Source organism: Pseudomonas sp. NBRC 111138 (assembly GCF_001320835.1).
Taxonomy (GTDB): domain Bacteria; phylum Pseudomonadota; class Gammaproteobacteria; order Pseudomonadales; family Pseudomonadaceae; genus Aquipseudomonas; species Aquipseudomonas paracarnis.
Map to the genome: position 1 here is coordinate 1 of NZ_BCBO01000059.1, position 13608 is coordinate 13608.

Here is a 13608-nt window from a genome sequence, read left to right on the forward strand (position 1 = left end):
GGGAGCAAGCTCCCTCGCCACACTTGCTCGCTCCTACAAAGGGGCTGTGTGCGAGTGTCGCAGCCTTCTATGGCCCGGGGCTATTATTTCTTCAGGCAAGTGCTCATGAAGGTTTTGCGCGCATCACCGGCCAAGGCTTGGGTTTTCGCCGACGCATTGCAGTCTTTCATCTTCTGCTGCTGCGGGGTCAGGGTCTTGGCGTCGTTGGCGGCAGGTGCCGACAGGCAGGTCTTCATGAAGGCCTTACGGTCATCGCCCTTGAGCGTCTTGGTGGTGGCCTCGGCATTGCAGGTGGTCATTTTGTTCTGCTGGGCAGTGGCGGCAAAACCCTGGGCACACATCAGCAGGCCCATCATCAACAACGGAATACGCAGCATCTTCATGGAGTTTTCTCCCTGTTACCGTGCCGACGGGCACGGCCTACAGCGCAGTGTAGTCAAAACCTGTTACAACTTCACCGGCCACGAATATTCGCCCGCCGGTATTGCTCCGGCGTGCAGCCGGCGTGACGTTGGAACATGGCGATAAACGCCGAGGCGGTGCTGTAGCCCAGATCAAACGCCACGTGTTGCACACTGCGGTCGCTGTCCAGTGCCTCGATGGCCGCCAGGTAGCGCAGGCGCTGGCGCCATTCGCCAAAGCTCATGCCCAGCTCGCGCACAAACTGGCGCGCCAGGGTGCGCTCGCTCACATGCACCTGCTCGGCCCATTGCGCCAGAGGGCGGTTGTCTCCCGGCTCTGCCTGCATGCCCTCCAAGACCCCAAGCAATCCCGGGTGGCGGGCGTAGGGCAGGAAGCAGTCGTGGACCGGCGCCTGCCTGAGCTGGTCCACCAGCACCTGGGCCAGGCGGATGTCGGCGTCGGTGCGCGGTGCATTGACATCGCGCAGGGCGAAATCCTTGAGGATCGCCTTGAGAATGTCGCTGATCGCCAGCGTGCAAGGCTGCTGTGGCAACTGCTCGCACAGCTGCGGCGCCAGCCCTACGGAGTGGTAGACAATCGCCTCGGCATTGTAAGAGCTGTGCTCAGTATGCGGCGGCACCCACACCGCGTATTGCGGTGGCGACATGAAGCGATTGCCCGCCACTTCCATGCGCATCACACCGCTGGCCGAGTAATCCAGCGAGCCCCAGGTGTGCTGGTGCGGGGTGCATTCGGTGTCCGGGGCAAAATCGGAATACCGAAAGTACACCGGGCTTGGCAGGCGGGCAAAATCGGGCAGGCGCACGGTGTGTCGGGACATATTGTCTGGATTCAACGCTCAGTTGTCTGGATCGCAGTATAGGCTTCGATCCAGACAGAGGATAATCCTGCCTCGTCAACACACTGGGTTTCTTTTCAATGCAATACGCGTATCCGCTGCTGGCTATCTTTATCTGGGCCGGCAACACCGTGGTCAACAAATTGGCCGTGGGCTCGATCTTCCCGGCTGAAATCGGCTTTTACCGCTGGCTGTTCGCTGCGTTGCTGTTCACGCCGTTCATGCTCAAGCCGGTGATCGCCCACTGGCCGCAGATCCGCCCCAACCTGGGCAAGATCTTTATCCTCGGCGTACTCGGCATGGCGGTGTATCAAAGCCTGGCCTACTACGCCGCAACGCTGACCAGTGCCACCAACATGGGCATCATCCTCTCGCTGATGCCACTGATGGCGTTGACCGCCGCGATTATCAGCCTCGGCCAACGCCTGACCTTTGGCGCGCTGACCGGCGCGGTGCTGTCGTTCGCAGGCGTGGTAGTGGTGGTGTCGGCCGGCAGCCTGGGCGCGTTGCTGCAACATGGGGTCAACCTGGGCGACGGCATGATGCTGGTGGCGACCCTGGCTTATGCGGTCTACAGCACCCTGCTGAAAAAATGGCAACTGCGCCTGCCGCCGTTGGTGCTGCTGTATTTGCAGGTGCTGGTCGCGGTGGTGGTGCTGCTGCCGCTGTATCTGTTCTCGGCCAAGGCCGGTTTGGGCTGGGCGAATATTCCGCTGGTGCTATACGCCTGCCTGCTGGCTTCGATGCTGGCACCGCTGGCGTGGATGCACTCGGTCAAGACCCTGGGGCCAAGCCGTACCACACTGTTTTTCAACCTGCTGCCGTTGATTACCGCGCTGATTGCAGCCGTGGTGCTGAAGGAGGAGTTGGCGCTGTATCACCTGGTGGGGGGCTTGCTGACCCTGGGTGGAGTAATTCTGTCAGAGCGTTGGACCACACCGGTCAGACGCCCTCAGGACACATCCTGTTAAATCCGATAAAACTTTTCGCCTGGTCCGGGACTCACAACCAATAGCGATCACGCCGGCAGAGCGTGGCGTACAACCGGATTAGCCCCAGGAGATTGAAATGACTCAAGCACAACTGACTGACGTTGCGACCCTGCGCAGCCGCGCCCGCCAGAACGTCGAAAACGGTGCCGTGACCGAAGGCTACGACGCCGACCGTCAGGAAATCATCCGACTGCTCAACGAGTCGCTGGCCACTGAACTGGTCTGCGTGTTGCGCTACAAGCGTCACTACTTCATGGCCAACGGCCTCAAGGCCAGCGTGGCTGCCGATGAGTTCCTGGAACATGCGACCCAGGAAGCCGAGCACGCTGACAAACTGGCCGAGCGTATCGTGCAACTGGGCGGCGAGCCGGAGTTCAACCCCGACCTGCTGTCGAAAAACTCCCATGCGCAATACGTGGCGGGTAACACCTTGAAGGAAATGGTCTATGAAGACCTGGTGGCCGAGCGAATCGCAGTAGACAGCTACCGCGAGATCATCCAGTACATCGGTGACAAAGACCCGACTACCCGTCGCATCTTCGAAGACATCCTGGCTCAGGAAGAAGAACACGCCGACGATATGGCGGATATTCTGCAGGATCTGTAATAACTAACACCGCAACATCACCCTGTGGGAGCGGGCTTGCTCGCGATAGCGTTGGATCAGTTGATAAATCATTGACTGATACTCCGCTATCGCGGGCAAGCCCGCTCCCACAGTTACTTCACGGTCTTGGGCGCCTTGCCTTCCTTCATCTGTTGCAGCAACGGTGCGCACTCATTGGGCTCGCCACCGCTTGGGGCAACCAAGGCGAGCAAGCCAGCGGCAGGCCCGGCGATCACGCCGAGGGCGACCATGCCCGCACCGCGTAGCGCCAACGGAATGGCTTTCACGCCAGCATTGGGCTTGATGAAAGGTCCATTGACGTAGAGCGGTGAACGCAGGGAGAACAGGCGAAAGCCCTTGGATTCCGGCGTGATGGTCAGGTCCAACTGCTCGGTGGCCATATTTGCGGTGCCGTCGATGTAGATGATCGCGTTCTCGGTATCGAACACAAACAGCCGCGTGGTCGCCAGGCCCGTCTTGATGCCGAAGTCCGCCGCCGCGCAGTTGATCTTCACTTCTTCGTCGCCGAACAGACGGCCCACCACGTAGTTGCCCACGTTGAGCCCGGCGATTTCCATCAGGCTTCGGCTGATGGCGCCATCGTTGATGAGCATCTTCAGGTCACCGTTGGACGTGCCCAACAGTGCCGCCACCGAGTTGCCGCGCCCGGAAATATCGGCATCGCCGTTGAGTTCACCGAAGCTGGTTTTCATCGGTTCGAAAGTCGGGAACAGCTGCTTGAGCTTGAAGTTGCGCGCCGTCAGCTTGGCGCGGCCCTCCATCGGCGTAGTGCGGCCGTTCAAGCGAATCTGCGCATCGAGCTTCCCACCGGCCACGCCAAAGCGCAGGGGTTCAAGGCTCAGTTGGCCGTCGTTGAGCACCAGGTGGGTGTAGAGGTCGGTAAAGGGCAAGTCGGCACTGTGCACGATACGCTTGCCGGTGAACTCCACATCGGCATCCATCTCGCGCCAGCGTTCGGTGCGGAACTCTTCAACCGGCAGCACTTTGGTCGCCGGTTGCTTGCTTTCACCGCCACGGGCTTTTTGCTCGGCATTGGAATCTGCGCCAATCAGCGGCGCCAGGTCATCCATCAGCAGTTGGTTGGACACCAGCGCGCCGCTGAGCTTGGGCCGTGGCTGGCTGGCAACATAGGCCAGGTCGCCGTGGATGTCGCTGTTGCCAATCTTGCCGTTGAAATTCTCGTAGCGAAAGGAGGCGCCGCTGGCCTCATGCAGTTTGGCGATCAGGTGGCCGTCGGTGGAATAGGCCGGCGAATCCGGCAGGGTCACGCCGGTCAGCGGATACAGGTTGCCCAGGCTGCTGCCCGACAGTTTCAGGCGCAGGTCCAGGGCACCGAGGTTCAGCGGGTCGGTCAGGGTGCCGGCCAGGGCGATGCTGGTGTCCGCGATCTTGACTTGGGCTTGCAGCGGGAACGGCTTGGCCGCGTCCTGCAAGGCCAGCAAGCCACCGATCTTGCCCGTGCCCGCGAGTTTCTGGCCGTGGTACTGGCCTTTGACCTTGAGGCCGAACGCGTAGTCCTGGGGCGCCGAGCCTTTTTCCAGGGCTTTTTTGGCATCGGCATCGCCGACGATTTCACCGAAGGGAATCGGCTTGCCCAGCGGGTCGATGATCACATCCAACTGGGTCTTGAGGCTTTGATCGTCAAGGGTCACATGGCCTTTGTCAAAGCCGATGGCGCCAATATCCACCACCCAATTGGACGGTTCGGCGTTGGGGTCCTTGGGGTCGAACTTGAACGTCCAGTTGGCGCGGCCATCAGCCAGGCGCTGCAACTGGGCACTGGGTTCGGTGAGGTCGATGCGCGGGATCACCACACGCTGCACCAGCAAGGCCAGGGGCGAAATGCGCAGCTCAACCTTCTTGAGCGTGACCATCTGCGGTTGTTTCGACCAATCGGGGTTCCCCAGAGTCAGGTCTTCGGCAATCACATGGGGCCACGGCACCCAGCCGCGCCAGCCGCCTTCATCGGGCTCACGCTGCCACACCACGGCGAGGTTGCCGTTGATGGCGAACGGACGATGCAGTTCTTCGGAGACCTTGGCATTGAGGGGCGGCTTGATGCGGTTCCAGTCGAAGAACACCAACACCAGTACCACGATGGCAATCAACAGAACGAAGCTGGCGCAGCTCCAAGCGAGAATTTTACGAGTGCGCGTCATTGCACAGGACTCCTGAATACGACTGGCTGGGCAACAGCCTTTTAAACAGCTTATAGGACTACGACTGGCAAAGTGCCTGGGGGTTTAACGCAACCGCGGATTTAACCGAAAAAAGCGATTTTCCTGATCAACCAGACAATTTTCCCCATCGACGACGCACCATTGTTACCCAGGTTCGTGTCGAAAATACCCACATCGGTGCAAAGCCGCGGGCTTGAGAGGCTCGATCTAGAGCCTCCGGCGAGAACAATCAATTCTGTTGATTATTACCATTGTGTTTATGAACTTTTATATCGACTTATCAAGGGTAACATTAGCCCTGTACCCACTTTATCGCCCTCCCTAGGAGCAACCATCATGAAACGCCAATTACTCGCTACCGTTCTGTTATCTGTCCTGGCTTCCAGCGCTTTTGCCCTGCCAGCTGCCGAACAGGCCACCCCGCAGAACAAAGCTCAAGCCGTGCAAACCAGCCAAACCGTGGCTCGCAGCGGTTCGCAAGAAGACGAAAACCGTGATTACGCCAAAGGCGCCGTAGCTGAAAATGGCTACAACCGCTTGCAAGAGAAAGGTCTGGTCGAAGGCGGTGCTGAACAAGCCAACAAACGCGCCTACACCGAAGGCGTTGCTGAAGGCGGTGCCGACCGTCTGCAAGAACTGCATCAAGCACAGAGCTAAGCCTGTGGTGGCCCAGAAAAAAGCCCGATCTGCCGATCGGGCTTTTGCTTTTATATAGAACGCGTCACGCCCCGCCCCTGCCAAGTTCGACGCCGGCAAAGCGCTTTTGCTAGAGTGCGTCGCTGTACTTGCCGACAAAGCTCATCCGCTCATGCTGCCCCGCGCCGAACAGAAGCAACAGACCCGCCTCGCCCTGATGGACGCAGCCCGCCATCTGATGGAGTGTGGCCGCGGGTTTGGCAGCCTGAGTTTGCGCGAAGTCGCCAAGACTGCGGGTATCGTGCCCACCGGTTTCTATCGCCATTTCGCCGACATGGACCAACTTGGGCTGGTACTGGTAAGCGAGGTCGGCCAGACCTTTCGCGCCACGATCCGCCTGGTGCGCCACAATGAATTCGTGATGGGCGGCATCATTGATGCCTCGGTGCGCATCTTTCTCGATGTGGTTTCGGCTAACCGCTCTCAGTTCCTGTTCCTGGCTCGCGAACAGTACGGCGGCTGCCTGGCCGTGCGCCAAGCCATCGCCGCCCTGCGCGAAGACATCACTCGCGACCTGGCCGCCGACCTGACACTGATGCCCAAACTTCAGCACTTGGATGCCGAAGGTTTGCATGTGATGGCCGACCTGATCGTCAAGAGCGTGTTCGCCACCCTGCCCGATATCATCGACCCACCGGCCCACGCCTTGCCGGCCCACCTTACGCCCCAGGCGAAAATCACCCAGCAGCTGCGCTTTATCTTTATTGGCCTCAAACATTGGCAAGGGCTGGGCAGCACCGAGTAAGTCAATCAACCCGCCGTGTGGAACCGTTTGGCGGTGGTGTAGTGCTTGTTCCAGTAGCTATTGCTCAATGAATCGATACGGATGGTTTTGCCGGTACGCGGCGAATGGATGAATTTGCCCTGGCCGATATAAAGGCCGACATGGCTGACCTGGCCCCGCCCGTTGCCTTTGAAAAACACTGCATCCCCTGGCTTTAAAGCACTGCGTTTGATGGTTGTCGCCGATGAACGGTGCATGGCGGCAGTGGTGCGGGGTAGCTGGATATTGGCTTGGGTCTTGAACAAGTACACCAGGAAGCTACTGCAATCGAAGCCCTGCTCTGCCGATGTGCCGCCCCACTTATAGGGCGTACCCAGTAACTCATGGGCGCGGTCAATGACATCGTCGATAGAGGCCGGCTTGATGCTTTGCAGCGAAGAGCTGAAGGTGGCGCGGGGTTGAAAATTGGCCTTTGCCGATGAAATAAAGCAGGTCAGGCTGACAAGGCATACACAAAAAATTGATCGAAGCATGATGAACGTCGCGGTGGAATTAAACAGGCCGCATAGCCTAAAGAACCCGCAGGTAATCTCATGAGCTCCAAATCCTGATGGCTCGTAGGAAAAATCCTAAAAACATCCACAAAGAAAAAGATGAAAGAAACTTCATCAAACTGAGCGGCGCCATCAACGCAGAATGCCCTTCCCCGGTGCTATAAACCTCGGCACGCACCAAATTGATACACGCGCGGAAATCATCCGACGCCCTATTGAGCAGCATGCCTGCCTGACTACAGGGAATTCCTACTCAATTCCGTGATTGGCAAGCCCCTTGCTCTAGGTCTTTCATCGCTCACAGTTGGAAGCTCTCTGATGCTGGTGATACACCGCCGAATCGCCCCCCAAGCCCTCTGGGCCGCCGAGTTGCTGCTCAACTTCGAAGCCCGCAGCAAAAGCCGCCTGCGCTGTTTCAGTGCCGACGGTGAAGACGTCGGCCTGTTTTTGGAGCGGGGCCAGCCGCCCTTGCACGATGGTGAATTCCTGCAGGCAGAAGACGGACGCGTCGTACGGGTATGCGCCCGCCCTGAACAACTGCTGCACGTCACCTGCCGCAACGCCTTCGAGCTCACCCGTGCCGCCTATCACCTGGGCAACCGCCATGTGGCCCTGCAAGTCGGTGACGGCTGGCTGCGCCTGCTCGATGACTACGTGCTCAAGGCCATGCTCGAGCAACTGGGTGCCGATGCGCAGACCCTCGAGGCGCCGTTTCAACCCGAGCACGGCGCCTATGGCGGCGGCCATCATCATTCACGGCATGGTGATGAAGACTTCAACTACGCGCCCAAGCTGCATCAGTTCGGCGTGCGTCTATGAACCCAGCCTGGGCGCTGCTGCGCCTGGCCAGTCCGCAACTGCCGATTGGCGGCTACAGCTATTCCCAAGGCCTGGAAATGGCGGTGGACAACGGCCGCGTGCAGGATGCCGCGAGCGCCCGGCGCTGGATCAGTGACCAGTTGCAGCTCAACCTGGCGCGCTTCGAAGCCCCGCTGCTGCTCGCCCACTGCCGAGCAGCCGTCGAACAGGACTGGGCCCAATTGGCGCAGTGGTGCGACGAGCATCGCGCCAGCCGTGAGACCCGGGAGCTGTATCAGGAGAGTCGCCAGATGGGCTATTCCCTGCAACAACTGCTCAACGGCTTGCCGGAACTGGACGACAGCGCCCGTGATTTTCTTGCACAACGCGACGAACCGCATCTGGCCCTGGGCTGGGCCTTGGCCGCGCGCGCCTGGCACATCAACCCCGGCGATGCTCTTGCCGCCTGGCTATGGAGCTGGCTGGAAAACCAACTGGCGGTACTGATGAAAACCCTGCCATTGGGCCAGCAAGCGGCCCAGCGGTTGACCAGCGAACTGCTGCCGCTGCTGCAACAAGCACAGCAGGATGCCGAACGCATTAACCCTAACCATTTGGGCAGCGCCGCTTTTGGCCTGTCCCTGGCGTGCATGGCCCACGAGCGCCAGTACAGCCGCCTGTTCCGTTCCTGATTCTGGAGAAGCACATGAACACACAACCCCTGCGCGTCGGTATCGGTGGCCCGGTAGGCTCGGGCAAGACCGCCCTGACCCTGGCCCTGTGCCTGGCGCTGCGCGATCGCTACAACCTGGCGGTGGTCACCAACGACATCTACACCCGTGAAGACGCCGACTTCCTGGTGCGTAACCAGGCCCTGGCGCCGGAGCGCATCATCGGCGTGGAAACCGGTGGCTGCCCACACACGGCGATTCGCGAAGATGCCTCGATCAACCTGGAGGCCGTAGACCAACTCAACCGCCGTTTTCCCGGCCTGGACCTGATTCTGGTGGAGTCCGGCGGCGACAACCTGTCGGCCACCTTCAGCCCGGAACTGTCGGACCTGACCATCTATGTGATTGATGTCTCTGCGGGCGACAAACTGCCGCGCAAGGGCGGGCCCGGTATTTGCAAATCCGACCTGCTGGTGATCAACAAGATTGACCTGGCCCCGCTGGTGGGTGCCTCGCTGGAACTGATGAACAGCGACACCCAGCGCATGCGCAACGGCAAACCCTTTGTGTTCAGCAACCAGAAGACCGGGGTCGGCCTGGACGACATCGTCGCCTTCATCGAACGCCAGGGCCTGCTGACCGCCGCCTGATCAACCCATAAGGAACCTGTCCATGAGACTCAACAGACTTTTCGCCGCCGCCGCGCTGCTGCTCGCCCCTGCCTTGGCCTTCGCCCATCCGGGACATGGCGACAATGGCCTGGTGGCCGGTATCAGCCACCCCCTGGGCGGCCTCGATCACTTGCTGGCCATGCTTGCGGTGGGCCTCTGGGCGGCCCAGCAAAAAGGCGCCGCGCGCTGGGCGCTGCCGTGCACCTTTGTCGGCACCATGCTGATCGGCGGGGTATTGGGTTTCGAAGGGCTGCAATTGCCGGCGCTGGAAGGCGGGATTGCTGCATCGGTGCTGGCCTTGGGCCTGGCGGTAGCGTTGGCGGTGCGGCCGCCACTGTTCGTGGCCGTGGGCGCCACGGCGTTGTTTGCGCTGTTTCACGGCGTGGCCCATGGCCTGGAACTGCCGGATATGACCAGCCCTTGGGCGTATGCGGCTGGGTTCGTGGGGGCAACAGCCGTGTTGCACGCTGCGGGTTATGCAGTGGTGCGCTTTTTGCCGGCATCTGCGGCACCCTTGGTGCGCGTGGCCGGGGCGGCTTCGGCGGCGACTGGGGTGTGGTTGCTGGCAGGCTGAGGAAAAGATCGTTCCCACGCTCCGCGTGGGAATGCAGCCTAGGACGCTCTGCGTCCCAAAGCATGACGCAGAGCGTCATAAAATGCATTCCCACGCAGAGCGTGGGAACGATCAGCCTGCTACCATGCGCGCCTACACCCCTGCCGTGACGACGCCAGCCAATGCCCATCGCTTCCCCCTCTTCCCTGACGCCTGTGCTCACGCACTTCCATGACCTGATCGTGCCTCTCTGGCAAGGCCCGGGCTGGAATGCCGACCTGGCACTGCCCTTTGAGGCACTGGATGCCGATCACCAGCCACTGCCCCCCCAGCGCTATCGCGCCATGGCCTGCGCCCGGCAGTTGTACCTGTTCGCCAGCCTGATCGGCGAACCCGGCGCGGCTTTCGCCGAAGAACGTGCGGCGGCGCTGTTTCGCTCCCTGCAACGGCACTTTCATGATGCCGAACACGGTGGCTGGTTCTACAGCATCGACCCCGCCGGCCAGCCGCTGGACGAGCGCAAAGACCTCTACACCCACGCCTTCATTATCTTTGCCTGCGCCCATTACTGGGCCAAGGTGCGTGAGCCGTTGGTAGAGTCAGTGCTCAACGCTGCCCTGGAAGTCGTCGCCCAACGCTTTGCCACCGGTGACGGCTTGTACGAGGCCGTACTGGAGCGCAACTGGGCCTCGCTCGACTCCGGCCCGTTGCAAAACCCGTTGATGCACCTGGCCGAAGGTTTCCTGGCTACCCTCGCGGTGCGTGAGGACGCCCAGGTACAAGCGGCCCTGCTGGCACTGGCGACGGCCATGCAGCAACGCTTCATCGACCGCGAGCACGGCGTGATGATGGAGAAACCTTTGGGCGCTGTGGATAACTGGTTTGAGCCGGGGCACCAGTTCGAATGGTTCTTTTTGCTGGAATCTTCAGCTGTGCTGCGCGGCACTGCACTGCATGAGTCGCTGACACGGGCATTTGCCTATGCCGAGCAAAAGGGTGTGGATAAGTTAAGCGGTGCGGTCAGCGGCATGCTGGCGCTGGATGGCACGGTGCGCGACGGTACCCAACGGATCTGGGCTCAGGCGGAGTACCTGCGGGCACTGACCTTGCGGCCAGGCAGCGAAGCGATGCTGCAGCGTCAGTTGCAGGCGCTGCAACAGCGCTTTTTGCATGCCAAGGGTTGGCATGAATGCCTGGATGCCGAGGGTAAGGTGAGCCGGCGGGATATGCCTTCGACTACGCCCTATCATTTGGCGACTTGCTATCAGGGTTTGGTCCAGCATCTGGGCTGACCTGCAGGGCTCCATCGCAGGCAAGCCAGCTCCCACAGTTGATTGTGTTCGCACATTTAAATGTGGGAGCTGGCTTGCCTGCGATAGCCTCACCTCGCTCTAACAGACTTTAGGCAATCCACTTGCGGTCGCCCGTAAAACTGATCGTCAACCACCGCGCCGCATCCGCCGCCCCCAGCCCTGTGGATATCTCTTCACGCAGCCCATCGAGGGTGGCGACGTTATCCACCGGGTAATCCGCTGGCAGCACCACATGAATCTCGATAAACCGCGCCCGCCCGTGCTTCTGCACATAGGACACGTAGTCGTCGAAACCATGCTTGGCCTGCGCCGCGTCCATCACCTCGCGGACCTTGTCGTCCAAGTGATCCGGCGCGATCCCCAATACTTCGCGCAGCGCCGGGCGCAGGATCTTGAACGCCGGCGCCAGCATGCTCAGAGCCAGCAGGATCAGGATCAACGGGTCCACGTAGACCGCCCACTCGCCATAGCCCTGGGACTTGAGCAACAGCGCCGCCAGGAAGCTGATCAGCAAGCCCACCGACAGCATCGCGTCCACCAGCCAGCTGATGTTGTCGAACTGGATCAATGACGATTTGAGTGTGCGATTGCGGTAGCGCACATAAAAGAAGTACGCGAACTCCACGACCGTAAATACCGCCGCATAAATGATCACCAGCCCCAACTCGATTTCGCGCCCGCCATTGATAATGCCGAACACGCCATTGAGGAACGCGTAGATGGCGATCAGCAGCAGGAAACTGCCTTCTATCAGCAGCACCATCGGCTCCAGGTGCCAATAGCCGAATTGGAAACGCTCGTTGCTTTTCTTGGCGATCAGCTTGGCCGTGATCAGCATCAGCACCTTGATGGCGGTGGCGATCAGCGAGAAAAAGCCGTCGAACAGAATGGATTGGGCGCCGGATATCACACCCGTGACAATCCCTGCGATCGCGACTGCGAACATCAGGATAGTCGATTGTTTGAGCAGTGCCTGCTCACCTCGGTTACTCACATTGCCTCCTGTCAAAACCTTTAAACCGCTGGGTGCGGTGGGGTTTTCAGGCGGGCAGTGTACCTTATGCCGCATTTTGACCGATTTGCCGCCACTGATCGTTCCCACGCGTGGGAATGCATCGCGTGACGCTCTGCGTCACCAGCAGAAAGCGGGGCGCAGAGCGCCCCCGGCGGCATTCCCACGCGGAGCGTGGGAACGATCAGCGTGTGTCGCGCAGGCGCTTAGCCCTTGGCCCCACGCTCAATCGCAAACCCAGCCCAGGTCTGGCTCACCGGCATCAACTCCAGGCGGTTGATGTTCACGTGCGCCGGGGTGTTCATCACCCAGAAAATCGTATCGGCAATGTCCTGCGGCTGGATCGGCTCCGCACCTGCGTAGGTGGCGTCATAACGCGCCTGGTCACCGCCGAAGCGCACCAGGGAGAACTCGCTTTCACACAAGCCCGGCTCGATATTGGTCACGCGCACGCCGGTGCCTTGCAAGTCGCAGCGCAGGTTCAACGAGAACTGCTTCACGAACGCCTTGGAGCCGCCATACACATGGCTGCCAGGGTACGGGTAGTTACCGGCGATGGAACCCAGGTTGATGATCCCGGCACCGCGGCCATGGGCAATCAGGCGCGGCAACAGCAGGTTAGTGGTGGTCAGCAGGCCCTTGATGTTGGTATCGACCATGGTTTCCCAATCGTCGAGGTCGCACTTGGGCGCAGGGTCGGTGCCCACGGCCAGGCCGGCGTTGTTGATCAGGCCGCGCAGCGTGGCGAACGACGCCGGCAGGTTGGCGATGGCCTCCTCCATGCCTTTGCGGTCGCGCACATCCACCACCAGGCCATGCACTTCGGTCTGCTTGGAAAGCTCTTCGACCAAGGCGTTCAAGCGCTCGGCACGACGACCAGTGAGCACCAGTTTCCAACCGGCCTCGGCAAAGCGACGGGCACAGGCTTCGCCGAAACCTGAAGTAGCGCCAGTGATAAACAGCGTGTCGGACATGGTGTTCTCCTTGCGGGCATCGGGGGAAAAAACAGCCAGCAGAATGCCCTTACGCCGCGTTTGCGGCAACCGCTGTGCACACACACGCATGCCTGACTGATCATTTTTTAACCAATCTTCGCAAAGCCGTATAAACCGTAGCTTGCAGCCATATACGCGCAGGTTATCCACAACTGCGCCCACAGTCTTTGGGGGCAAGTGCAAACGGCTCAAAGCCGCTGTGTACAAGGGTTGCAGGCGGTTTTATAAAGTTTTTTGCTTGACCTGGGCGAGCGCCTATGTAGCCGCTGACAAATGCAGAAAAACACAACGATGGCTCCAGGCCAGTCATTCCGGCCCCTGCGCAAGTCTTTCCAGAGTTTAGTCACAGACTTATCCACAGGCTGGAAGGACTTATTTCGTTCATATACCTGTGTCTTTAAACAGGTTGACAAACCCTTGAGACGGTCGTGAAAAACACCCTGATCGAAAAACAACCAATACGCTACAAGCCACGTGGTTAAAGGCTTTCAGCCAGCTACTCCCACGTTACCCACAGCCGGTTCCACAGTGGATGGGGACAAGTCAAAACTGTGACAAAA

The 13608-nt window shown here is 60.1% G+C and carries 15 protein-coding genes; 9 read left to right on the forward strand and 6 right to left on the reverse strand.

The window, feature by feature from the left end:
* Positions 1-83: 83 nt before the first annotated feature.
* The gene (locus tag APH41_RS10370) at positions 84-383 is read right to left on the reverse strand and encodes a PsiF family protein (protein ID WP_003188123.1); all 300 of its coding nucleotides are present in this window, start codon (positions 381-383) and stop codon (positions 84-86) included.
* 71 nt (positions 384-454) lie between these two features.
* Complete coding sequence (locus APH41_RS10375) at positions 455-1243, reverse strand: helix-turn-helix transcriptional regulator (protein ID WP_034125676.1); 789 nt, start codon at positions 1241-1243, stop codon at positions 455-457.
* A gap of 98 nt (positions 1244-1341) precedes the next feature.
* Here APH41_RS10375 and APH41_RS10380 point away from each other — a divergent pair, with 98 nt between their 5' ends.
* A complete protein-coding gene (locus APH41_RS10380; RefSeq protein WP_034125675.1) occupies positions 1342-2232 on the forward strand; it encodes a DMT family transporter in 891 nt (296 codons plus the stop codon).
* 97 nt (positions 2233-2329) lie between these two features.
* On the forward strand, positions 2330-2860 hold the full coding sequence (locus APH41_RS10385) for a bacterioferritin (protein WP_014716698.1): 531 nt from the start codon (positions 2330-2332) through the stop codon (positions 2858-2860).
* 113 nt (positions 2861-2973) lie between these two features.
* Here the strand turns inward: APH41_RS10385 and APH41_RS10390 are convergent, their stop codons facing one another.
* Positions 2974-5040 carry an AsmA family protein gene (locus tag APH41_RS10390; RefSeq protein WP_054896373.1) on the reverse strand — a complete coding sequence of 689 codons (2067 nt, stop codon included), beginning with the start codon at positions 5038-5040 and terminating at the stop codon, positions 2974-2976.
* A gap of 357 nt (positions 5041-5397) precedes the next feature.
* Between APH41_RS10390 and APH41_RS10395 the strand changes: the two genes are divergently transcribed.
* Positions 5398-5718, forward strand: coding sequence for a hypothetical protein (locus APH41_RS10395; RefSeq protein ID WP_003188116.1), 321 nt, complete (start codon positions 5398-5400; stop codon positions 5716-5718).
* 151 nt (positions 5719-5869) lie between these two features.
* Positions 5870-6502, forward strand: coding sequence for a TetR family transcriptional regulator (locus APH41_RS10400; RefSeq protein WP_003188114.1), 633 nt, complete (start codon positions 5870-5872; stop codon positions 6500-6502).
* Positions 6503-6507: 5 nt separating this feature from the next.
* On the opposite strand, the gene APH41_RS10405 is transcribed toward APH41_RS10400, so the two are convergent.
* Positions 6508-7014, reverse strand: a complete 507-nt coding sequence (locus APH41_RS10405; protein ID WP_034125672.1) for a C40 family peptidase — start codon at positions 7012-7014, stop codon at positions 6508-6510.
* Between the two features lie 339 nt (positions 7015-7353).
* Between APH41_RS10405 and ureE the strand changes: the two genes are divergently transcribed.
* From ureE to APH41_RS10430, 5 genes are all read left to right on the forward strand, one after another.
* Positions 7354-7854 carry an urease accessory protein UreE gene (gene ureE, locus APH41_RS10410; RefSeq protein ID WP_054896372.1) on the forward strand — a complete coding sequence of 167 codons (501 nt, stop codon included), beginning with the start codon at positions 7354-7356 and terminating at the stop codon, positions 7852-7854.
* A complete protein-coding gene (locus APH41_RS10415) occupies positions 7851-8525 on the forward strand; it encodes an urease accessory protein UreF (RefSeq protein WP_054918831.1) in 675 nt (224 codons plus the stop codon). The genes ureE and APH41_RS10415 overlap by 4 nt, the downstream gene beginning before the upstream one ends.
* A gap of 14 nt (positions 8526-8539) precedes the next feature.
* The gene (gene ureG / locus APH41_RS10420; protein ID WP_003188109.1) at positions 8540-9154 is read left to right on the forward strand and encodes an urease accessory protein UreG; all 615 of its coding nucleotides are present in this window, start codon (positions 8540-8542) and stop codon (positions 9152-9154) included.
* 22 nt (positions 9155-9176) lie between these two features.
* Positions 9177-9749 carry a HupE/UreJ family protein gene (locus tag APH41_RS10425; RefSeq protein WP_054918833.1) on the forward strand — a complete coding sequence of 191 codons (573 nt, stop codon included), beginning with the start codon at positions 9177-9179 and terminating at the stop codon, positions 9747-9749.
* Between the two features lie 161 nt (positions 9750-9910).
* Positions 9911-11020: an AGE family epimerase/isomerase gene (locus APH41_RS10430; protein WP_054918835.1), complete on the forward strand. Its 1110-nt coding sequence runs from the start codon at positions 9911-9913 to the stop codon at positions 11018-11020.
* Positions 11021-11129: 109 nt separating this feature from the next.
* On the opposite strand, the gene APH41_RS10435 is transcribed toward APH41_RS10430, so the two are convergent.
* Together APH41_RS10435 and APH41_RS10440 are read right to left on the reverse strand one after the other, a co-directional pair.
* Complete coding sequence (locus tag APH41_RS10435; RefSeq protein WP_003188105.1) at positions 11130-12035, reverse strand: cation diffusion facilitator family transporter; 906 nt, start codon at positions 12033-12035, stop codon at positions 11130-11132.
* Between the two features lie 224 nt (positions 12036-12259).
* The gene (locus APH41_RS10440) at positions 12260-13027 is read right to left on the reverse strand and encodes an SDR family oxidoreductase (protein ID WP_034125868.1); all 768 of its coding nucleotides are present in this window, start codon (positions 13025-13027) and stop codon (positions 12260-12262) included.
* Between the last annotated feature and the right edge of the window lie 581 nt (positions 13028-13608).

Coding starts and splice junctions, on each gene's coding strand:
- APH41_RS10405 (WP_034125672.1), bottom strand. CDS start 7,014: ATGCTTCGATCAATTTTTTGTGTATGCCTTGTCAGCCTGACCTGCTTT.
- APH41_RS10370 (WP_003188123.1), bottom strand. CDS start 383: ATGAAGATGCTGCGTATTCCGTTGTTGATGATGGGCCTGCTGATGTGT.
- APH41_RS10430 (WP_054918835.1), top strand. CDS start 9,911: ATGCCCATCGCTTCCCCCTCTTCCCTGACGCCTGTGCTCACGCACTTC.
- ureE (WP_054896372.1), top strand. CDS start 7,354: ATGCTGGTGATACACCGCCGAATCGCCCCCCAAGCCCTCTGGGCCGCC.
- APH41_RS10380 (WP_034125675.1), top strand. CDS start 1,342: ATGCAATACGCGTATCCGCTGCTGGCTATCTTTATCTGGGCCGGCAAC.
- APH41_RS10425 (WP_054918833.1), top strand. CDS start 9,177: ATGAGACTCAACAGACTTTTCGCCGCCGCCGCGCTGCTGCTCGCCCCT.
- APH41_RS10385 (WP_014716698.1), top strand. CDS start 2,330: ATGACTCAAGCACAACTGACTGACGTTGCGACCCTGCGCAGCCGCGCC.
- APH41_RS10415 (WP_054918831.1), top strand. CDS start 7,851: ATGAACCCAGCCTGGGCGCTGCTGCGCCTGGCCAGTCCGCAACTGCCG.
- APH41_RS10375 (WP_034125676.1), bottom strand. CDS start 1,243: ATGTCCCGACACACCGTGCGCCTGCCCGATTTTGCCCGCCTGCCAAGC.
- ureG (WP_003188109.1), top strand. CDS start 8,540: ATGAACACACAACCCCTGCGCGTCGGTATCGGTGGCCCGGTAGGCTCG.
- APH41_RS10390 (WP_054896373.1), bottom strand. CDS start 5,040: ATGACGCGCACTCGTAAAATTCTCGCTTGGAGCTGCGCCAGCTTCGTT.
- APH41_RS10400 (WP_003188114.1), top strand. CDS start 5,870: ATGCTGCCCCGCGCCGAACAGAAGCAACAGACCCGCCTCGCCCTGATG.
- APH41_RS10440 (WP_034125868.1), bottom strand. CDS start 13,027: ATGTCCGACACGCTGTTTATCACTGGCGCTACTTCAGGTTTCGGCGAA.
- APH41_RS10395 (WP_003188116.1), top strand. CDS start 5,398: ATGAAACGCCAATTACTCGCTACCGTTCTGTTATCTGTCCTGGCTTCC.